Raw genomic sequence first — 20276 nt, 5'->3', positions numbered from 1 at the left:
GGCAGCGAATTCGAAGGAAAGAAGGATGGGTCTTCTCATATTGACCGGCTGTTGCATTATACTCCCTGGCTGGCATATCTCTCTGCTTACCGGCGTGAATGATTCAGAAGTGATCGTATCGCAGGGGCAGTGGTATTTGCCGTTCTTCTTCCTTCAAACCTTGCGTTGGGGGGAGTTAGCCGGATTTGTTGCCATGCTTGCATATACCCTCTTCAGCAGTTCTCATCAGATCATCAATGGAACTGAATCGACCACGGCTATCCTGCTTGCAACAACCGTCGCCCCTCTTGCCATGTTAGATTCTGCACGATATGCAGCACTTGCCGGTGCTCATGCACTCTTTATCAGTTTCATCTATCTGGTGGCCGGCCGGTTCAGGCTTGGGTTTGTATCCGATTTCTTCTCGAAACCTATCCTTACCGGGTATATGACCGGAACATCAATAGTTTTACAATCAGCCCGCTCGGGAAGATGTTTGGCTTCAGCCTGTCAAGTATCAAGATCTTCGATAAATTCTTTGAACTGATCTTCAGACTGGACCAGACCCATATGCTGACCTAGCGTTTGGTATCGTCACTTTGTTCATCCATTTCTGTATGCGGGTTTTGCAAGTTGATAAAATTATGAGGGGGGATTATGGGGAAAAATTGAAAAGAGTTATTTATACGTGAATTGGCGACTGGATTCCTGTTTGAGTCTCTCCAGGATCTTTTACCGGGATATGAGCCCGTTTGCCGTCCCACTCCGAGAACTGGTGCAGGCATACGGTCAGGTCACGGGTGAATGCAAAGTATCCTATCTGGGTGCTTCGACAGAGTTTCATAGCCATGTCCATCAGGCCACGGGGATCAGGCCGGGCTTCACCAAGCCAGATATGAAAGATATTTCCACCGTCCACAATCGGGAAGAAGACATGTTCGATCTCGGCACGGCGTGCAAGGGTGATGTCTGCACCAGGAGCGACATGGGTTCCATTAGTATAGTATATCGGAAGATCGCGGGTATCGCCAAGACGGGATAAGGCAACTTCCAGATTACCCTTGATGACCTTTTTTGCCTCCTCGTGAAACTCCCTGCGGAGAAGATCGGCAACGGCAAATCGCTGACCGGTTGTCTCTGCCGGGGTACGTGCAAGGGCGATGGTCATCCCGTGCTTTCTGGTCAGCTCCTGGCTGTAGAGTTCCATCTCGGTCATTGCAAGGACTCCGAGACGGAAAGCCTCATCTGATTCATGGAGCTGATGGCCCGTAAAGTGCTGGACCATTTCATTCAGACCGACAATCCCTATGGTATAGACAAGTCCGTCAAAGTCAACGGCCATTGCACCACGTTCACCGGTCTTTGGGTCACGGGGTCGCTGCATGGCAAAAGGCATCCGGTTACTCTTCTTGATATGCTCCATCCACCGGAGTTTTATCTTAAAGACCTCAACAGCGGTGTCCATCATCGACCGGAGCTCGGCAAAGAGTCGTTCCTCATCACCATGTGCCTTGTAGGATGCCCGGGGACAGTTGAGTGAGACAACACCCCACGATCCCATGGAGAAGTGCATGCCATCTTCAAAATAGAGCTTTTTATCAAAGTCTGCATCCTTATCGGCCATGGTGGAGAACTGGTATGCACAACACTGGTAACAGGAGATTCCTTCCCCTGCCCCCCGGTATGCCGGGAGCTGGTTGTCATAGTATGGTGTTCCAAACTTTGATGCCAGTTCAAAGGTCATAAGGTAGAGATCTTCATAACTCGGAAGATCAGGGTTTTTTGCATTGAATTCCTCGTCCTCATGCATGAAGTCAGGCTCTATACTGATCTCCGGTTTTGGAAAATTAAATGGCTTGCCCCAGTAATCACCTTCAAGCATGACCTCCATAAGAGCCTTAAAGAGCAGTCTGACCTCCCGTTCACAGGAGCCATAGGTCTGCAAGGGTGCATCGGTTCCATTCCAGATCTTTCCTTTATAAACACAGGGCTTGTCTTTCCAGAGCTTTGGGACTCCCGGTGAGAGCTGGACTGATGAGAAGACCAGCTGGCCGCCTCGGGCAACCATCATCTGGGTCATCTCGTAGACAAACATCTGCATCAGCTGCTTCATCTCAATATATTCCATGCCCGTGAAATACGGCGCCAGGAATGTGAGGAAATTATAGTACCCCTGCCCGCCGGCAAAATTGGTCTGGGCACTTCCAAGAGCCTTTACTGCATGGAGTACTGCAACCTCTGCCCGGTTTGCAGGTCCAGCCACCGATGCCTTTGTCCCGTTCCCGTCAGGCATGAGACCATAGTAGAAGAAGTACCGGAGATCCCAGTCCTGGCAGAACGGCCGTGTCCCGAAGTACTCGAGATCATGGATATGAATGTCCCCGCAGAGGTGACGGTCTGCGAGATGGGGAGGAAGCTGGAGGAGGTATTGCTCCTTGCTGATCTTGTCTGCCTTTTTTTTATGAGACGTTTCAGCATTCTCCTGCAGGTTTGCATTATCCTTTGCCTCAAATCCCCTGCCGACATCTATCTGGTGAGCATCAAAGACCGGAGTTCCAACCCTGGTGCAGACATTTCTCCACTGGATCCTTCCTCGTTCGATAAGGATGATATTCATAATCTCCCGGATTAAAGGACCTGAAAGCGTGCGCAGGTTAAGTTTTCTGATCCGGTCCTCCACCTCCCGTGCTATCTCCTGTGCCGTCTCCTCATCTGCCCCGTCAAATCCGTAAAAAATCTCGACAAGCCTGGTCTCTTTCAGAATCTGTCTGACAATACGGTCCCGGTCCCATTCCAGGATATGCCCGTCACTGGTTCTGACAGGCGGCATCGACGGGATGGCAATACCGTCTAATGTAGTCTGACGTGTTCTCCCTGCCACTCCATCACCTAACAGAGTTGCAATATCCGCTGTTCATTGATGGCGTCACCACTGAAGAGTTCCTGAGAGGTCAGGAACGTCTTATCAACCTGAAGGACCGGGGCCTCCTGTACAAAGATGCCGTTCACGCGGAGCTCAGTCAGTGCCTTCGCAGATGACATGTCGGCAACGGTGAAAGGTATCTGGTGAGATGTAAGAAAATCCTTGAGAATTTCACAACGTGGACAAAACTCAAGTGTATATACGATAAAGACCGCCCCCATAATGATCAATAATCATTTGGATTACTTCATAGAAATAAAGATCCGGGCAGAAACCATTTCCATATATCTCTTTATATACATGAATGATCCAAAATCCCTTATCTTATAAGGTAAAGACATAACAGGGCAGAATGGTCCGTTTATTCGTTGCAATCGACCTTCCTGATGAAATCAGGGAACAGTTCAGGGATGTTCAGGATGGCCTGCGGTCAAGCCGTGCACGTCTGACTCTGGTGGATCAGGAGTCGATGCATATCACGTTAAAGTTTATCGGTGAAGTGAGCGGGTCAGCCCTCTCGCAGATTACTGAAATATTACAAACCATAGAGGCTTCACCTTTCTCCATGGAGGTGGGGCTTATCGGGACGAATAGTCAGCGGGCTCCCCGGGTGGTCTGGGCAGAAGTGGATGACCCTGGACAATGCCGGGCACTTGCAGAATCAATAGACTCTTCCCTGGCCTCACTCGGATTTGAACCGGAGAAGCGGAAGTTCAGACCCCATATCACCATCGCACGGGTAAGGCAATTTCATCAGTCACTCTTTGAAGCCCTGGCAGGCGTAGCATCCTCATGCTCGGGAACCATTCCGGTCAGGGAGTTTATATTGAAAAAGAGTGAACTCACCCCTGACGGACCCATATATACTGATATTCTCCATGTCTCTCTCCGGGAGCGTTCATGACATTTTCACCACTTGAACAGTCAGTTCTCGCAGAGATACGTCCCACCAAAGAAGAACTTGATCGGATGTACGCCCTTGCAGACCGGCTTATTGCAGATATCCGTGGATCCGGCAAGGCTGACGGTATGATGGTCGGATCGGTTGCCAGAAAGACCTGTGTGCATGGTGACCGGGACCTTGATGTATTTATGCTCTTTGATCCTGCCCTGCCACGTGAAGACCTGGAACGGGAGGGCCTTGCCCTTGCATGGAGCATTGCACACCAATATACCGATATAATCAGGGAGAAGTACGCCGAACACCCGTACCTGAATGCGACGATAGATGGTTTTGATGTCGATCTTGTCCCCTGTTATCAGGTAAAGGAGGCGACCGATATCCAGAGTGCAGTTGATCGGACACCATTTCATAACCGGTATATCTCTTCACGTATCGGTGATTTTACCGATGACGTTCTCCTTTTAAAGCAGTTTGTCAAGGCAGGCGGAGTCTATGGGTCTGATCAGATGACGGAGGGGTTTGCCGGATACCTGTGTGAACTCCTGGTCCTACATCATGGCGGGTTTCATAACCTGCTCAAGGCCGCAGCAGGCTGGAAACCCGGAATGTTCATCGATATTGAGCAGCATGCAGCCAAATGGTTTGATGAACCACTGGTTGTCATCGATCCGGTTGATCCCTGCCGGAATGTATCGGCCTCCGTGTCAGATACAAAACTTCTTGAGTTTATTGAGCTCTGCCAGGGGTATCTGAAATCACCGTCAAAGTGGTTTTTTTACCGCCCACCGATCTGTATCCTGACCGAGGAAGAGGTCAGCGCCCTCTTGAAAGGTCGTGAGTCTGCATTTCTTGCGATCACCCTGAAAACCCCGCCCTATATTGAAGATATTGTCGTCCCACAACTTCGGAAAAGTCTGCATACGTTGGTTGATCTTTTAAAAAGGCATGAGTTTGTGGTTATACGGGCAGATACGTGGATGCTTGAGGATCGAAGTATGCTCCTCTTTGAGCTCCTTGTTGACACTCTTCCGGCGGTCAGGTTCCATGCAGGTCCACCGGTCACCGCCCATGTCAATGCGGCAAAGTTCATTGACAAGTATATTCATTCAGATATCATCTTTGCCGGGCCATTCATTCGTGACGGCCGGTACGGGGTGGAACTTCCCCGGCGCTACCGGCAGGCCTCCGATCTCCTCTCCTCAAATGAAGTATTTGGAACTGCTCTTGGCAAGCATGTCAAGCATTCCATGAAAGAGGAGTTTGTTGTCCATTCAGGGCTTGAGTGCTGGCAACCCGGGTTTGAACCATTTATCAGTGAGTTCCTCCAGAAAAGCAGCCCGCTTGTGCGGATACGGCGGGCTGAAGCACGAACCTCATAAGGCCCTGCTCGAAACTATTTAGGAACAACAGGAGTAACTTCGCATATGACCATTCCACGTCAGGTTCATGGTTTCATCATACTGGTGGTATTGCTTTTTACCGTGCCAGCTCTTGCCACACAGTCTGATGACCTGATATCAGACGGGAATGTCTTATACAGCCAGGGAATGTACCAGGAAGCTATCTCCTATTTTGAGCGTGCTATTGAACAGGATCCTTCGAATGCAGCGGCATGGTACAATAAAGGGGTTTCACTTTATAAACTAGGTCAGGTGGATGAAGCAATCGCCTCATATGAGGTCGCCATCGGGCTTGATCCCCGGAACTCTGATTACTGGTACAATAAGGGAAATGCCCTCTTAAGTAAGAACCTGCTCAATGAGGCATATGCGGCATATGATGTGGCAATTCAGCTTGACCCCTATGATGTACAGGCCTGGATGGCAAAGGGAAATGTTCTGTCTGACCAGAAGCAGTACGAAGATGCCATCAGGGCATATGATGCTGCTATCCAGATAGACCCGGATAATGAGGAGACCTGGTTTGCAAAGGGGAATGCTCATTACAACCAGGAAAATTTTAAAGAAGCGGTGTCCGCCTATGAGATCGCTTTACAAAAGGACAGTAAGGACAGTAAGGCCTGGTACAACAAGGGAAATGCCCAGTATAATCTTGGAAACCTTGAGGATGCCCTGAAAAGTTATGAGATGGCCCTTGCCTATAACCCGAAAGATGCCATTGCATATACGAACAAAGGAATGGCTCTTGCAGATCTTGAGCGGTACGACGATGCAATTGATGCCTATGAGGCTGCTCTCAGCCTTGACGCAACCGACCTGAAAGCCTGGACCTCTCTTGGACAGGTGTATACGAAACTGCGAGAGTATGATAATGCTGTCCGGGCATTTCAGATGGCTCTAAAGCTCAACAAGACTGACTCATCGGTCTGGAAGAATATCGGCGATGTCCTCATGCTGGAAAAGCGGTACGATGAGGCACTTGCTGCATATGAACAGGCCATCGCATTAAACCGGATGGATTCATCAGCCTGGATTGGGAAGGGAACTGCTCTGAATAACCTTGCCAGATACAAAGAAGCTCTGGGCGTATTCGAGATAGCCTGCTCCATGTCTCCCCTGTTTGCTTCAGGATGGGTAGGAAAAGGGAACAGTCTTTCCGGACTTGGGCAGATACAGGAGGCTGATGGTGCGTATGAAGCAGCGCTTCAGCTTGACCCGAGGAACAGTCAGGCACTTGCCGGAAAGAGTAAGAATCTGGTGACAACCGGCGATCCGGAGACTGCACTCCAATCCCTGCAGCTAGCCATTGCCGCTGATCCGACAAATATGGCCCTGCTTGGCCGGCTTGCCGAGATATATGAAAAAATGGGGCGGTATCAGGATGCTCTTGATGTCTGGAATTCAGTCTCCCTGAATGAATCTGATCCTAACCTTGTCAGAAAAGGAAAAGCGATGACTCTGGTCCGGGCAGGCAGGGAGGCTGAAGCGCTGGCTTTATATCGGGACGTTCTTGGATCCGATCAGCAGTCAGGGTTTGTGTATGAGCAGTATGGGGATGTGCTGGCACTTGCCGGAGATACCCCTGGAGCGGAGCATGCCTACCGAAAAGCGATGGAGATACAGCCAAACCTGACCGGGATCCTTCTGAAGATTAATGCACTTGAATCCACTCATAAAGAGACTCCGCTCACAATCTTCCCAATACTACTCGGACTTATCACCGGATGTCTGCTCCTGGTCAGAAGAGAGCGGTGATATTCCCGTCTTCTCCACATTCTCCCAGGTACCTGATAAGAAATCTGTCCCATGACGGAGTAATGAATGCACTTTCCCGGTAATATTCGTAAAATACAGGATTGATGAGGACTGGTGAGAGGATGGCTACTCCGTGTGCACCAGGGACCATGGCATCATGGCGGGCAAAAATAACCGTCCGGTTTATCCCTTCACGTACTTCTTCTGCAGATTTTGAGAGATAGGGAACAGTAAGCCGTGCCTCATCTGCAAAGGAATACAGATCCATGGTCGTCTCCTGGAGTTCTCCGGTTCCGGTGCGGCCAAATTGCTGTGTCTGTGATAGAATGCGGGCTATAGTCCTGCATCCCTCCTCATCTCCGGCAAGGGCATGAAGGTCTTTTGCAAACCGATCCAGCCGCTCGGTGAGATAATCAGCCTCTTTTGGATTAAGGAGTGCGATTGTCTTTCCCTGACCGGGGGTCTTCATATACTCGTCGGTGAGATTTTTTGCATACTGCTCCACCGATTCATCCGGATGTGCACTGATATACGAGATCCAAGGCTTATATGGCCAGCCATCTGCCGGTTCTGCCTCTTCACTGGCGATCAGGTATGATGCAGACGGGGAGAGAGCGGAGAGAACCTCAAGGCATCCCATCATACATGAGTCAAACCCGATAAGGTCGATATCCCATGACCCAAGGCCCTTGGTCAGATCGTCGATGGTCAGCCCGTCGTCGCCATGGTTCTGGTCAAAGAGCATCCCGGTATATGCCTGCCCGTGGCCAATGAAGATGAGGAAGAGCCGGTCATACTGATACTTTTTGTTGATGTATGAGAGGAAAAATGCGAGTGATTCAGGATCACCCATACTGGCATTGCGGACCTTTTGAATTGACAGGTTGCTGTTGCCAAGTTCCCCGTCTGCAAGGTCTGCTTTCAGGTCGTCAAGCCCGGCGATGGTCATCCCCCTCCATCCGGGTTTGTCTGCACCACCATATGCTGCAAGAATTGTTATCCGCTCTGATAGATTTTCAGCACCTTTTACCACCTGTGTAAAATCATCGGTTATAAGCCCCATATGCTGCTCAAGGGTTCCACCAGATGCATAGAGAGCGATAAGCAGGGTGCTGTTTTCATCAGCTGCTGCGGGGATGGAAATTGCCGATATGATAAAAAAAATGAGGCATATCAGGGAGATGTTCTTCCCTGTATTACCTGTGTAATGGATTAAATTACTGGTTATTCTCTTCAGGTTCCTGCAGTGCGGTGATATTTGTCTCACTCTCCACGAGTGTTATCTCGCCATTCTCTATCTGGAACACCTGCATCCCTGCATAGTCACCAGGTTTGTTCCCATATTCTGCATAGAGTGCCTGGGCATAGGTGCCGTCAGGGAGGATGTCATAAATAAGTTTTGTATTCCCGGATATAACGAGAGCACCTATCTCAACCCACTCTCCACCGGTTTCGGTATCTTCGTCCACTTTCCATGCATATGAATACACCGTATCATTCGGTTCCAAGTCAAGGTTTTGCCGTGAGAACTGAATAATGCCATTTGGCCGGATTGTATACGGGCAGGCAACAAGCCGTGTCTCGCCGGTCTGTGGATTGATATATACGTTCAGCACCGCGGTAGTATTGAGTGATTCCCTGATCAGATCAATTTCTGACGTATACAACACCGATCCTGATGGCCCAATGGACTCAAAGTTCATTCCGAGGAGTGCATAGTTGTCTTCGTTATTCATATCCTGCAGGTAGTACCACCGACCATCCCACTCAGGCAGGGTGTACTCGCCGTTCTCATCAGGGTCAAGTGGCTCATTACCCAGTAGAATGAGTTCGTCCCCGTCAGCATAGTAATACTCAGCATAAACGGATGCGGTGTTTGTCGGATCTTCAATAAGAAACCCCGAATCAGATCTCATGATCTCCGGTTTTTCAGTGTCCTGGCCTGAAATCTCGAGGAGATTTACAAAGAACGAGTCCCACCCCGGAGTAATCCGTGCATCATCACCCAGTTCCTCATACAGGTCAGGGGTGATACGGCTCGGGGACATAATAGACAGTCCGCCAGATTCGGGCACATACTCATCATTCCGGTGGTACAGGACCGTTTCATCAATACGCGTGGTAACGACTGCTATCTCATCAGCAAGGTCAGGGGTCTGGTTCCCGATAGCTTTCAGGAATGATTTGAGGTCTACTGATGTCTCTCCCCCTTCCCGGTTGTCTGACCCATATCTGGCAGGTACCTGGTATGCCTTTCCAACAACCCGGTATCCTTCAATGGACTCGGTGTAGGGCATCATACTGGTCCCAAGGCGGTCCAATGCCTGAATGAGAGCAGGGATCTTTGTAAGATCGATGACCGAGAGGGTTTTTCCGGTATCATCCCTGTTCATGTATGTATCAACGATGATCTGCCCCAGTTCCTCAAATCCAATTTCAGGGTTTTCCCCAAGAGCTTTAATCCAGGTTTCATACTCCCATCCGGTCCCTGGTTCCGTCTCTTCTGATCCGATCAGGAGTATTCCGTATGGTTCCATGGCTTTGGCAACTTCAAGCGCTCCCATAAGGCAGGCGTCATACCCGATAAGGTCATATGTACTGCCGGATGCCTCAAGTGCCTGCGAAATATCCGTGAGTGAGAGCTGCCCGTCGGTGACCTCATCAACACCAAATCCGTCATACCCCCCGCCATGATCCCAGAATACAAGGATCTTCCGGTCAGATGGAAAATTCTCTCCGATCCATGAGAGGAAGTGCTCAAGGGTTTTCTTATCACCCATGTCTGCATCCGGGTCATGATACAAGACATCCTCAGTATTTCCGATCACACCGTCTGATGCATCCTCCATCAGTTCTTTGACGGTGACATAGGTAATCCCACCAAATCCTGGCGTTTTTGATCCCCCATACCCAAGAACAATCTGGAGATTTTGTTCGCTGGTCTTGCCATACCCGTCAAGAATTTCCGCGATATTCATGGTCGCTGACTGTGTTTCTGTCTCCAGATCACCGGCTATCATGTAGATGACAAGGAGGTTATGTGTCTGTGCTGGTGATATGTCATCCTGTGTTTCTTCCCCCATCCCTGCCGGAGTTATCCAAAGTAGCAGGAGAAGGACAAAAATGTGTGCTGCCCTCATCGGTTTTTCCGTAATCTTCAATAGCTTTTCCAGCTTTATTAAATCAGTTTAAATCATCTTCGGATGAAATACGGCCATCGCAGCACCAATAAGTGGTGCATCTCCGTTCAGGGGGCTGAATATGCAGGGTGGGAGGTCAAGGTACCGGTCAGTATAGACAAGTGCTTGGTCAAGCAGGTCTGGATTCCTCTGGATGACCGTTCCGTCAAGGATGATACAGTCAGGATCATAGGCGACAATCACCGATGAGAGTCCCCGGCCATTCACTTGTGCAAGGGCATCCCGAAATCCAGCATATCGGGGATCAGTAGCTGAGAACCGGAGAATTTCGGGTGTCGTTGAATAAATACAGGGAAGATCATGTGCGGTACACCACTCCCTGAAAAAGAATGGAATTCCTCTCCCTGAAGCATACCCTTCCCAGTGACCAGAAAGACCACAGGTGCAGGTGAGATTATACGTCGTATCAACCGGGAAATGACCGATCTCCCCTGCGTTTCCTCCCCGGCCGGTGATGACCTTTCCATTGGTACATATTCCGCCCCCGATTCCGGTTGAGATGGTGATGTAGACAACGGTTTCATATCCTCTGGCCCCTCCGGCACAGACCTCACCCAGAACGGCTGCCCGGCAGTCATTTTGGAATATCACCGGAAGGTTGGTTGCTTCTTTGAGGGGGGCAACAATCGGGACGAAGTCAAAGGGGATGTTCGGGGGATGGTCAAGGATCCCCTCCCTGATATTGAGCGGCCCTGCAGCAGCAATGCCAAGACCGGCAAGGGGGATATCTCCTGCAATATCCATGAGGGCCCGGGCAATAGCCAGGGGTATGTCCTCTGCGTTCCCGCTGACCGGCGTTGGAAATTTTTCAATCCTGACAATCTTTCCGTCCTCACGAATCAGGCCGACACGGGTATTGGTTCCCCCGATATCTGCTGCACCGGCGATCCGTCCTTCACCATGCTGCATGCTCCTCTGATGATCTGCCGTATGATGAAAAGAACCTAGTGGTATCAGGTGCCATGATAGGTCAGTTCATGGAAGGGCAGTTAGCAACTCTGTTTACCGGGATTGTGGTGGTTTTTCTCATCGCCGTCCTCCTCCTCATCGTCCTGTACCGGGTGAAGATCCCATCAGTCGTTGCCTTTTTAATCGCAGGGTTTCTGGCAGGACCGTCCGGTCTTGGCCTCATCACTAATGAAGAGTCTATCAGTTTTTTTGCAGAACTCGGGGTTATATTTCTGCTATTTACCATCGGTCTTGAGTTTTCAGTATCACGGATCTTCAAATCAAGGCGATATGTCCTTATCGGGGGGGTGGTTCAGGTATTATCTACCATTGTCATCTTCACCGCCCTTATGCAGATTACCGGGATGGATCTTGCCCATGCCTTCTTCTGGGGGATGCTGGTCTCCTTGTCATCAACGGCCATCGTGATGAAGGTGCTTGCTGACCGGATGGAGGTTGATAGTCCTCATGGGAGGGCAACACTTGGTATTCTCATCTTTCAGGACCTGATCGTCATTCCCATGGTCATGATTACCCCGGTCCTTGCCGGCACGACAGATACGGACGTCTCCCTTGCCCGGCTTCTTATCGGGAGTTTTGTGATCATTGCGGTGGTGTATGTTGCTGCAAAGTATGTGGTCCCGGCCCTTCTTCTTCATGCAGCCAGGCTTAAGAATCGTGAGATGTTCCTCTTCATCGTTATGGGGACCTGTCTTATCGTTGCATACCTGACCAGTGAGTTTGGGCTGTCGATGGCCCTTGGTGCATTCCTTGCCGGTATCATCATATCAGAGTCGGAGTACAGCACCCATGCGATGTCCAGTATCCTCCCGTTCCGGGATCTGTTTACCAGTTTCTTCTTTATTTCCATCGGGATGATCTTTAACCTTCAGTTCTTCATTGAAAATCCGCTTATTATCGCAGAACTGGTTCTGCTGGTCATCGGAGTCAAATATGCGACCGGAACTCTTGCATCCCTGCTGGCAGGTCTTGCCCCCAGGGCCTGTGTGATGACCGGTATCTCCCTTGCTCAGGTCGGAGAGTTCTCCTTTGTCCTTGCGACAACCGGAACCTCGCTTGGATTTTTCGCCCAGGACTCCTTTCAGCTCTTCCTTGATGTGTCAATTGTAACCATGGGCGTTGCTCCGCTTCTCATAGGTCTGTCAGGAAAGATTGCAGCCCCGCTCTCCTCTCCCCTCTGCCGGATTATGCCCGACCGGAGCCATGTGGAGGAGACCGAAGAACAGGGGCCGGAGGATCATATCATCATCGTCGGATATGGTCTGAACGGGAAGAACGTGGCAAGATCAGCAGATATCGCTGGTGTCCCGTACCGAATCATTGAGATGAATCCTGATACCGTACGGGACGAGAAGGCGAAAGGAAAGCCGATTATGTTTGGGGATGCAGCCCAGGGTGAGGTGCTGAAAAAGGCCGGGATAGCAAAGGCCCGTGTTCTGGTTATCGTCGTCAACGATCCCTTCGGAACCCAGCAGATTGTCCAGACGGCACGGATGCTCAATCCGGCTATTCATATCATCGTCAGGACCAGGTACATGGGAGAGGTCGCCACCCTTATGGATCTTGGTGCCGATGAGGTCATCCCAGAGGAGTTTGAGACGGCGGTTGAGATCTTTACCAGGATTTTATACACCTACCTGATACCGACAAGCGAGATTGACCGGCTGGTCAGTGAGATTCGGGCAGGTGGATACCAGATGCTCCGGAGTATTAACACCCCGTCCTACTCGTTTGATGATCTTCGGGTTTTAGTGCCTGACGTGGAGATGCGGACAATCCGGATTGCTGAAGATTCACAATATGCCGGAAAAATGCTGAAAGAGACGATGATCCGGAGTACGTATCAGGTATCGATCGTTGCCATCCGGAGAGGTCAACAGATGACGGTCAGTCCGGGTGGAGATGAGATGCTCTGTGGCGGAGACCTGGTGATGGTCCTTGGAAGTCCTGAGGATATCATCAGGGCATTTTCCGCCTGATTTTTTATTCTTCAGTATCGATAAACCTGATTGCTTCCTGGTATGCATGTGGTCCGGAAAACCGTCTCATCTCCTGCAGGTCATCAGAGACGATGATAACTGGCCGGCCGTTGGTTACCGCAAAGGTGAGAGTGCATTCCCGGTATTCACCGATGGATATCCCCTGCGGCAACACCGATGCCGGCGTGAATGCAAGAATCTCAAATGCATCGTCAAAAGGCTGCTCCTGGAAGAAGTAATAGAAGACCTGCCAGGCATTGAGCAGATCAGAAACGACAATAGCATCCCTCATCGCAGGATCAAGGGCAGTAAGGCGCATCCGGGTGCAGACAACATCCTCGTCACAGTCCTCGAGGATTCTATCCACAACTTCAGAGAGTACTGCAAAGGGGATGGGTTCATCATTCATATTACGTATAAGACCTGTGAGAAAAAGGGGTTTATGGGTTTTCCAGGTATGGATTTTCCGGTCAAAGGATCCGGTATCCTGTGGTAACCCGTGCAGTTACTTCAACCGACCCCGGTTCTATAGGAGTTGACGGAGCTCCAGCGGCCATCTGCACAGATCGGGAGTCCTGGTTGTAATAGACCGGCGGCTGGTAACTTTCATCCACGGTAACTTCGTGAACATCTCCAAGTGACTTGCCCATGGCAGCCATCACGGTCTCAGCATCTGCCTGTGCTTTCTTCACGGCGATGGCAAGTGCCTCTTTTCGAAGCTCTGCGGTCTTCTGCTGACTTAGGGTAAACTGCAGGGAGCTTACGGAGTTTGCACCTGCTGCAACGGCAAGGTCAATGAGATCTCCAACCCGGTCAATCTTCTCTGTCTCGATGGAGATGGTGTTTGATACCTGGTAGATGGTGATATTATCGCCGTATTTTGCTTTGAGGGTGTCATCCGGGTAGTATACTTCAGAGATGTAGTAAGAGGTAGTGCCAATCTCCCGTCCGGTCAGGTTCCCCTTGGAGGGATCACGAAGTGCTGACATGACGGTTTCCATCTTCCGTGCATTCTCCTTTTGTGCCGCCTTTACATCCGGATTCTTAGTCACAACGGTGAGTTCAATCTGAACCCGGTCAGGGGTCGCCTTGATGGTTCCGCTTCCGGTGACATGAATGAGCGGGATGCCATCGTCTTTTGTCTCCGTGGCACTGACGGACATCATACTGGTGATCAGGAGGATGAGCACCAGGCCGGTGATACGTGCGTGACTGTGCATACCATCAGAGTTGAATGCTATCTTCATACCTTTTCCTGTGACTTCAACAAAGTTGGTAATTATCCGGGGGAAGTACTCATGGCAGTTGAGAGTAAATATGTGGGAATAGTGAGAGACGAGGATATCGACTGGACATTATATCATCTTATACTAGGAAATCCAGGGTGTACCTGTGAGACACTTATTGAACAGACCGGGTATGCCCAGGATATCGTCAATGCGTCACTGGCGCGGCTGAAGCGGTATTGTCTCGTGGATATTCGGGATAATGCCTGGCGTGCCTGCTCGACGGAGGAGATTGTGCTCAGACATCAGATGGCAGATATATTTTCAGACGGGCTTGAATTATCAGGTGGAGTAATCAGGTACAGGCCCTCCGGAGAGGAGAAGAAATGATAGTAGTTCTGAGGATTGGTCACCGGCCCCAGCGGGATATGCGGGTTACCACCCATGTTGGCCTTACGGCACGGGCTCTTGGTGCAGACGGGATGTATATTGCTGCAGATGACCGCGGTGTTGTGACAAGTATCCGGGATGTTGCCGACCGGTTTGGTGGCGAGTTCTTTGTCGAAGATAAGGTCGGGTGGAATTCGTGTATTAAGAGGTGGAAACAGGATGGCGGGGTTGTGGTCCATCTTACCATGTTTGGCCTGAACCTGCCTGATGTTGAGGAGGAGATCAGGACAAAGGAGAAGATCCTGGTCATTGTCGGTGCAGAAAAGGTTCCAGGGGATCTCTACCAGATGGCAGATTATAACGTTGCGGTCACGAACCAGCCGCACTCCGAGATTGCAGGGCTTGCGGTGTTCCTTGATCATATCGCTCCAAATGCACTCCATCGTGAGTTTCCGGGGGCCAAGGTCCGGGTGTTTCCGAATCCATGCGGAAAGACGGTGGAAGAACTCTGAAGCGGATTCTCGTGGCCGGGTTCTCGACCCGGCATGTTGTGTTGTCTGCCAGTCGGGCCGGGTATGAGGTCTGTGCGGTTGATCATTTCTGTGATGCTGATCTCCGGAAACATACGGTCTGCTGCATGCCGTTTGAGGAGCTGGCAGAGCTCCCCATCTGTATCAGGGATATATGCGGGAGGTATGCCATCGATGCGATAATTCCAACTTCCGGGGCTGAGACACTTGAGAATCTTCCCGCTCCGGTCTTCGGGACCGATGCTCATACGGCGCGACAGTTTCTGAACAAGGGGTTTGTGCAGGAATGGTTCTCAGAACTTGCTATTCCGGTTCCTCCGCTTGCAGGGCCAGGAGAGTTCCCGGCAATGCTCAAACCACTCTCCGGTTCAGGGGGATGGCGTAATACCGTAGTCAGTTCCCAGGCGGATATCGATGTATGGAAAGAGGCCTTTCCGGATGAGCCGTTCCTACTGCAGAGGATAGTGCAGGGAATTCCTGCATCGGTCTGTGTTGTTGCCGGATGTGGCCGGGCACAGGCACTTGCGGTAAATCGTCAGATTCTCCGGGGTGAAGGCCAGTACAGGTTCGGATACGCCGGCTCTCTGACCCCTTTTGACCATCCGCTAAAGGATCAGATGATCTCCTATGCAGAACGAGCAGCAGCAGCGTCCGGGTGTCTTGGTATTCTTGGGATTGATTTCATGGTCAGCGATAGCGAGGTCTATGCAATTGAGCTCAACCCCCGGTTTGTTGCAACCCTTGATACCATCGAGGCTGCTACCGGAATAAATCTGGTACAAATACACCTGGATGCCTGTCAGGGAGTTCTGCCTGATGCGATGCCGATTCCAAAGCAGTATGCACTCCGCCGGATTCTGTTTGCTGACCGGCAATGCGCCGTTCTGGATGATCTCTCCTTCCTTGCTCCGGGAGTTGCCGACATTCCTGTCCCCCCCGCCTCATTTGAAGAAGGAAGTGCGGTTATCAGCGTGTATGGATCCGGGCCTGATCCAGCGTCTGCACAAAGAGCACTGGATACTACTATCAGGGTAGTGGGGCAATATATACGGTGATGGCTTCCCACGAGGAGATACTGGCTGACAAGGCTATTTTTGCATACCTTCACCGAATGATTGGGGATGAGGGAATTGAACTCATCCGACGGTTTCCGACAGATAAGGAATATAGTGATGAAGAACTTGCAGAGGTCACAAAGATAAACCTGAACTCAGTCCGGAATACCTTGTACACTCTGTATGAACACCGGCTGGCAAAATATCGCAGAATAAAAAATAATGAGACCGGCTGGCTGACCTATCTCTGGGAACTTGAACTGGACAATATGTATGATTCAGTCTCAAAGGATCTTGAGATAATTCTGGAAAAACTTCGTAAGCGGTACAAATACGAGAGTGAGAACGCATTCTATAACTGTCCGAACTGCGGAAACACCATCACATTTTCGGATGCAATGGATTCACAGTTTGTCTGTCAGGAATGTGAAAACAAGATGGTTCATTTTGACAATGACCTGCTGGTGAATGCTCTGCAGAAACGTATTGCACGTATTGAAGAGAATCTCGGTCATGTGTAGTCCGGGAGACGAATATTTATCTTTTCTTAACGAGGCCGGGTGTGATCCCGGAGTCATTGAGCATTGCCGTGTTGTTCGTGATGTTGCTGTCCGGATTGCATCTGACATTACCGGTGCAGGAAGAATAGTAGACACGCAATTAGTTGCTGCAGGAGCGATCCTTCATGACATCGGCCGGTCCAGGACTCATGGGATGGGCCATGCTGATGAAGGAGGGATTATCTGCCGGTCACTTGGGTTTGATGAGCCTCTCTGCCGAATTGTTGAGCGGCATATCGGGGCCGGTCTTCAGGCTGACGAACGGGCAGGGTTCGGGCTTTCTGCTGTTGATCGGATTCCTGAAACGCTGGAGGAGAAGATTGTGGCTCATGCTGATAACCTCGTGAAAGGAACCCGGGTGATAAGCGATGAAGAGTTTAAATCATCGTTGGAACGGTTTGATGAGCCGATCAGGGAACGGTTTCTTGCACTGGCGAATGAACTGGAGCGGCTGAAAACGCCTGATCCAGAATCTTCATAGAATGAGTCGCTTTACAACCGGTAACTCCCTGAGCTCATCGATGACTCCGGGGGGCATTTTTCCTTCAGCGATAATAACCAGGCGCGGCTCTTCAGAGAGGTGGGGATCAGTGACAAAAACCTGCCGCAGGCCTATGTTGTGGGATGAGAGTATGTGAATGCAGGCATCTACGATACCCGGCCTGCTCGCGTCCTGAGGTATAACGGTGATGACAGAGAGGGAGAGACTCTCAGCAATGACGGAGAGATCCGGGGTGGCCCGCATGTTTATGAAGATGTCCCGAAAGGGTGAGGTGAGGATGCGGCGGGCAGTGGCTTCGACGACCCTCCGGTCAACATGGAGTTTGGCGGCAACCTGCGTCGCTGCCACCGCGATGGTATTACATGCGATTTTCCCGTCCTGATTTACTCCGAATCCGTTTTCGAGAAGAAACCTGACGACCCGTGTTTGTGACGGGGAATCTTCAAACCAACCGAGAATCGCAGACCACATAGATCTTTTTCTGTTCTTCATTGGTATTAGACAGTGGGTCTTCTCCGCGAGTGGAATAGATAAGTTCTTTACGTACTACATCGACCTTATTCAGGCACAGAGACCCGATGTTCAGGATACATTCTGATCTCCGGTAATACGGTGCAATTATTGTTCATTGAGCGAGGGTATCCGAGCCAGGTCAAAGGAGCAAGGTTGAGGGCCTTGTCGCGAAGGCGTTCGAGCGTTCAAATCGCTTCCCTCGCATTCTTCTTAAAAATGTTCTTGCGAATTACGGTTATTTCTTAACTTTTCATATTGCTCATATATTTTGTTTGGAAATAACAGATCTACACCAATCACCTTCCAGAGTCACCTGATGCACAGATGACCATATTGGAATCAAGATAATACATTATTTATCCAACTCTTTCATGGACTATTGTTTAACTTCTGATATTGATTATGCCCATTGATACCTACATAATTTCCTGTTTTTACCATGCATCTATAAAGTTCTGGAAAAACTCGAGATGAAACTGCTCGTTGACGTAAATCTGACAGTCACCGATACAAACAAGATCAAGAAGATCTAAACGGTCAGTCTGAAGAAACCCACGATGGATGATGTCTATATGCACTTCACCGGAACGGAGATCCGGGACTAACAGTGATCGATATGGTTTCAGGATTTATTGCGGTATTCAAACGGGATATTCGCCGGTATGTCAGATTCAAGGATCAACTCTTCACCTCGATGCTTCATTCTATCCTCTGGCTTGCTCTCTTCGGTCTTGGGATGGCAGGAAATTTTGAACGTATTCTTGGTTGTGGTTCTGCTCCGGCTGGGATGATCTCCTATGATTACCCTACTTTCATGTGTCCGGGGATGATTGCTGCTACCATTCTCTTTGCGAATCTGTACGGGGGATTCTCAGTGCTCTTTGACAAGAATTGGGGAATTCTCCGGGAGATCATGGCCAGCCCAATGCCGAGGCGTGATCTGATCATCGGGATATCCCTCTCATCAGTCACAAAGTCACTGATTCAGACGGTTATCATCATCGTCTTCGGGATAGTCCTTGGTGTCACGTTCTTCTCCGGAGAGAACTTTGGTGGAGTGCTCATCTCACTCGTCGGCATGGTCCTCTTTGTTGCTGTCTTTTCAGCAGCGGTGCTCTGTGTCTCACTCTATGTTGCATTCAAAACATCATCATCGAAAGGGTACCAGGGCGTCACGACTGTTCTCTCAATGCCGGTCTTCTTTGCGTCTAATGCTCTCTCTCCATCGGCAGGACTTCCCCCCGTTCTGCAGGAGATTGCTCTCATAAATCCACTGACCCACCTCTCAAACGGGCTCAGGTACTTCTCAATGGGCGATCATTTCAGTGCTCTTGGGCTGGAATTCATCTATAGCAGCACGGAGATCCTGATATCGTTCATCTACCTCCTGGTCTTTGCATTGGTGACGTTCTATTTCCCTCTCTCCGGGCAGTTGAGCAGTCGGTAATTACCTGAACCCTGCTCCCTTTTCGTTATGAGCGGGGTATTCCGGGGAGAAATATCTCTTTCCCCTGTGTATGTGATATGGCAGACCACTCTTGCGCATATATCCTGTTTCCCGAAATGGAGAATTAACATGACATTGATACATCGGCCGATTATTCCTGATGGGCTTCCGATTACAGAAGACCAGATCACTGATTTCTGCACACGTCATCATATCTCCACGTTTTCCTTTTTTGGATCAGCCAGCACAGGGACTCTCCGGCCTGACAGTGATATAGACATCATGATCACGTATGAGTCAGGGTTTCACCCGGATCTCTTTACGTACCATGAGATGATCGAAGAGATGGAGAAGATCTTTGAGAGAAAGGTGGATATTGCTGATAGAAAGCAGGTTGAGGCAGGTGAAAACTACATCCGCCGGATAGGGATGCTGAATAACTTAAAGCCAACCTACCGGCAGATCTCGCACCTTCTTGATATTCTGCTCTATATTCGTTCTATTGAACGGGTATATGTGAACAACGAGGAAGAAAACGCTCCTGATTCGGTATCCAGAAGATTAATTCATGATGGATTGGTGTATCAGGTAATCCGCCTTTCACGAATAGCACAGCTCGTTTCTCCGGAGATGAGAATGACACTCCCGACCATCCCCTGGGATGAGCTTGACCAAATTGCGGATATGGATCTTCTTGATGAGCCGGATTCAGAGTTGATACGAGAAATACTCTCCCGCTTGCGGGAATCTGTCACAGATCTTCAGAACAGGATTCCGGATGAGGAGACCTTTATCCGGAAGGTTGAGGAGCAGGGATATTGGAGTGAAAATGGAGAATAAGTCGAAATTTTTAATTTTATTATGGGTTAATCTGTGATCCTATAAGCGTTGTTACATTGTGTATAAATAAAAACCGATTGTAGAGGGTGTTGCACAACTCAGAT

The 20276-nt window shown here is 49.9% G+C and carries 20 protein-coding genes and 1 tRNA gene; 13 read left to right on the top strand and 8 right to left on the bottom strand.

The genetic code is table 11. The annotated features are described in order from the left end of the window. The first annotated feature begins 25 nt into the window (after positions 1 to 25). Positions 26 to 526, top strand: coding sequence for a SulP family inorganic anion transporter (locus tag MHUN_RS14680; RefSeq protein ID WP_011449761.1), 501 nt, complete (start codon positions 26 to 28; stop codon positions 524 to 526). Positions 527 to 661: 135 nt separating this feature from the next. Here MHUN_RS14680 and nrdD read toward each other — a convergent pair whose 3' ends face one another. Further along, positions 662 to 2809, bottom strand: coding sequence for an anaerobic ribonucleoside-triphosphate reductase (nrdD, locus tag MHUN_RS14675; RefSeq protein WP_048067593.1), 2148 nt, complete (start codon positions 2807 to 2809; stop codon positions 662 to 664). A gap of 59 nt (positions 2810 to 2868) precedes the next feature. Beyond that, entirely contained in the window at positions 2869 to 3123 is a 255-nt protein-coding gene (locus tag MHUN_RS14670) for a glutaredoxin family protein (protein WP_011449759.1), read from the bottom strand. Between the two features lie 131 nt (positions 3124 to 3254). Between MHUN_RS14670 and thpR the strand changes: the two genes are divergently transcribed. From thpR to MHUN_RS14655, 3 genes are read left to right on the top strand one after another with little or no spacing between them, the layout of a single operon-like run. Next, on the top strand, positions 3255 to 3806 hold the full coding sequence (gene thpR / locus MHUN_RS14665; protein ID WP_011449758.1) for an RNA 2',3'-cyclic phosphodiesterase: 552 nt from the start codon (positions 3255 to 3257) through the stop codon (positions 3804 to 3806). Beyond that, the gene (gene cca, locus MHUN_RS14660; protein ID WP_011449757.1) at positions 3803 to 5185 is read left to right on the top strand and encodes a CCA tRNA nucleotidyltransferase; all 1383 of its coding nucleotides are present in this window, start codon (positions 3803 to 3805) and stop codon (positions 5183 to 5185) included. The genes thpR and cca overlap by 4 nt, the downstream gene beginning before the upstream one ends. Before the next feature lie 45 nt (positions 5186 to 5230). After that, positions 5231 to 6961: a tetratricopeptide repeat protein gene (locus MHUN_RS14655; protein WP_011449756.1), complete on the top strand. Its 1731-nt coding sequence runs from the start codon at positions 5231 to 5233 to the stop codon at positions 6959 to 6961. Here MHUN_RS14655 and MHUN_RS14650 read toward each other — a convergent pair. From MHUN_RS14650 to MHUN_RS14640, 3 genes are read right to left on the bottom strand one after another with little or no spacing between them, the layout of a single operon-like run. Continuing rightward, positions 6945 to 8228, bottom strand: a complete 1284-nt coding sequence (locus MHUN_RS14650) for a clostripain-related cysteine peptidase (RefSeq protein WP_048067592.1) — start codon at positions 8226 to 8228, stop codon at positions 6945 to 6947. The two genes, MHUN_RS14655 and MHUN_RS14650, sit on opposite strands and share 17 nt — an antisense overlap. After that, on the bottom strand, positions 8179 to 10101 hold the full coding sequence (locus tag MHUN_RS14645; RefSeq protein WP_011449754.1) for a clostripain-related cysteine peptidase: 1923 nt from the start codon (positions 10099 to 10101) through the stop codon (positions 8179 to 8181). The genes MHUN_RS14650 and MHUN_RS14645 overlap by 50 nt, the downstream gene beginning before the upstream one ends. Before the next feature lie 48 nt (positions 10102 to 10149). Then, positions 10150 to 11070, bottom strand: a complete 921-nt coding sequence (locus MHUN_RS14640) for an ROK family protein (protein WP_011449753.1) — start codon at positions 11068 to 11070, stop codon at positions 10150 to 10152. A gap of 53 nt (positions 11071 to 11123) precedes the next feature. On the opposite strand from MHUN_RS14640, the gene MHUN_RS14635 reads away from it, so the two are divergent. Further along, positions 11124 to 13109 (top strand): cation:proton antiporter, encoded by a 1986-nt coding sequence (locus MHUN_RS14635; protein ID WP_052288904.1) that lies wholly within the window; start codon positions 11124 to 11126, stop codon positions 13107 to 13109. A 4-nt stretch (positions 13110 to 13113) separates the two neighbouring features. Here MHUN_RS14635 and MHUN_RS14630 read toward each other — a convergent pair whose 3' ends face one another. Together MHUN_RS14630 and MHUN_RS14625 are read right to left on the bottom strand one after the other, a co-directional pair. After that, the gene (locus tag MHUN_RS14630; protein WP_011449751.1) at positions 13114 to 13518 is read right to left on the bottom strand and encodes a hypothetical protein; all 405 of its coding nucleotides are present in this window, start codon (positions 13516 to 13518) and stop codon (positions 13114 to 13116) included. A 61-nt stretch (positions 13519 to 13579) separates the two neighbouring features. After that, positions 13580 to 14356 (bottom strand): SIMPL domain-containing protein, encoded by a 777-nt coding sequence (locus tag MHUN_RS14625; protein ID WP_083758482.1) that lies wholly within the window; start codon positions 14354 to 14356, stop codon positions 13580 to 13582. Between the two features lie 51 nt (positions 14357 to 14407). Between MHUN_RS14625 and MHUN_RS14620 the strand changes: the two genes are divergently transcribed. The 5 genes from MHUN_RS14620 to MHUN_RS14600 are packed head-to-tail and all read left to right on the top strand — an operon-like array spanning position 14408 to position 17351. Further along, on the top strand, positions 14408 to 14725 hold the full coding sequence (locus MHUN_RS14620) for a hypothetical protein (RefSeq protein WP_011449749.1): 318 nt from the start codon (positions 14408 to 14410) through the stop codon (positions 14723 to 14725). Next, positions 14722 to 15237: a tRNA (cytidine(56)-2'-O)-methyltransferase gene (locus tag MHUN_RS14615; protein WP_011449748.1), complete on the top strand. Its 516-nt coding sequence runs from the start codon at positions 14722 to 14724 to the stop codon at positions 15235 to 15237. Before MHUN_RS14620 ends, MHUN_RS14615 begins: the two co-directional genes overlap by 4 nt. Next, positions 15210 to 16310: an ATP-grasp domain-containing protein gene (locus tag MHUN_RS14610; protein WP_011449747.1), complete on the top strand. Its 1101-nt coding sequence runs from the start codon at positions 15210 to 15212 to the stop codon at positions 16308 to 16310. The genes MHUN_RS14615 and MHUN_RS14610 overlap by 28 nt, the downstream gene beginning before the upstream one ends. Then, positions 16310 to 16831 carry a transcription factor gene (locus MHUN_RS14605; protein ID WP_011449746.1) on the top strand — a complete coding sequence of 174 codons (522 nt, stop codon included), beginning with the start codon at positions 16310 to 16312 and terminating at the stop codon, positions 16829 to 16831. The genes MHUN_RS14610 and MHUN_RS14605 overlap by 1 nt, the downstream gene beginning before the upstream one ends. Continuing rightward, positions 16824 to 17351 (top strand): HDIG domain-containing metalloprotein, encoded by a 528-nt coding sequence (locus tag MHUN_RS14600; RefSeq protein WP_011449745.1) that lies wholly within the window; start codon positions 16824 to 16826, stop codon positions 17349 to 17351. Before MHUN_RS14605 ends, MHUN_RS14600 begins: the two co-directional genes overlap by 8 nt. Here the strand turns inward: MHUN_RS14600 and MHUN_RS14595 are convergent. Then, entirely contained in the window at positions 17346 to 17843 is a 498-nt protein-coding gene (locus MHUN_RS14595) for a regulator of amino acid metabolism, contains ACT domain protein (protein ID WP_048067589.1), read from the bottom strand. The two genes, MHUN_RS14600 and MHUN_RS14595, sit on opposite strands and share 6 nt — an antisense overlap. A 161-nt stretch (positions 17844 to 18004) precedes the next feature. Here MHUN_RS14595 and MHUN_RS14590 point away from each other — a divergent pair. The 3 genes from MHUN_RS14590 (at position 18005) to MHUN_RS17825 (ending at position 20172) form a co-directional block, all read left to right on the top strand. After that, positions 18005 to 18089: transfer RNA gene (locus tag MHUN_RS14590), tRNA-Leu, on the top strand. A gap of 412 nt (positions 18090 to 18501) precedes the next feature. Further along, a complete protein-coding gene (locus MHUN_RS14585) occupies positions 18502 to 19332 on the top strand; it encodes an ABC transporter permease (RefSeq protein ID WP_011449743.1) in 831 nt (276 codons plus the stop codon). A gap of 129 nt (positions 19333 to 19461) precedes the next feature. Beyond that, a complete protein-coding gene (locus tag MHUN_RS17825; RefSeq protein WP_158498237.1) occupies positions 19462 to 20172 on the top strand; it encodes a nucleotidyltransferase family protein in 711 nt (236 codons plus the stop codon). Positions 20173 to 20276 lie beyond the last annotated feature (104 nt).

Origin of the sequence: Methanospirillum hungatei JF-1 (genome assembly GCF_000013445.1) — an archaeon.
Taxonomy (GTDB): domain Archaea; phylum Halobacteriota; class Methanomicrobia; order Methanomicrobiales; family Methanospirillaceae; genus Methanospirillum; species Methanospirillum hungatei.
The sequence above is the reverse complement of the archived record's forward strand: the minus strand, read 5'-3'. Positions and strand labels throughout refer to the sequence as shown.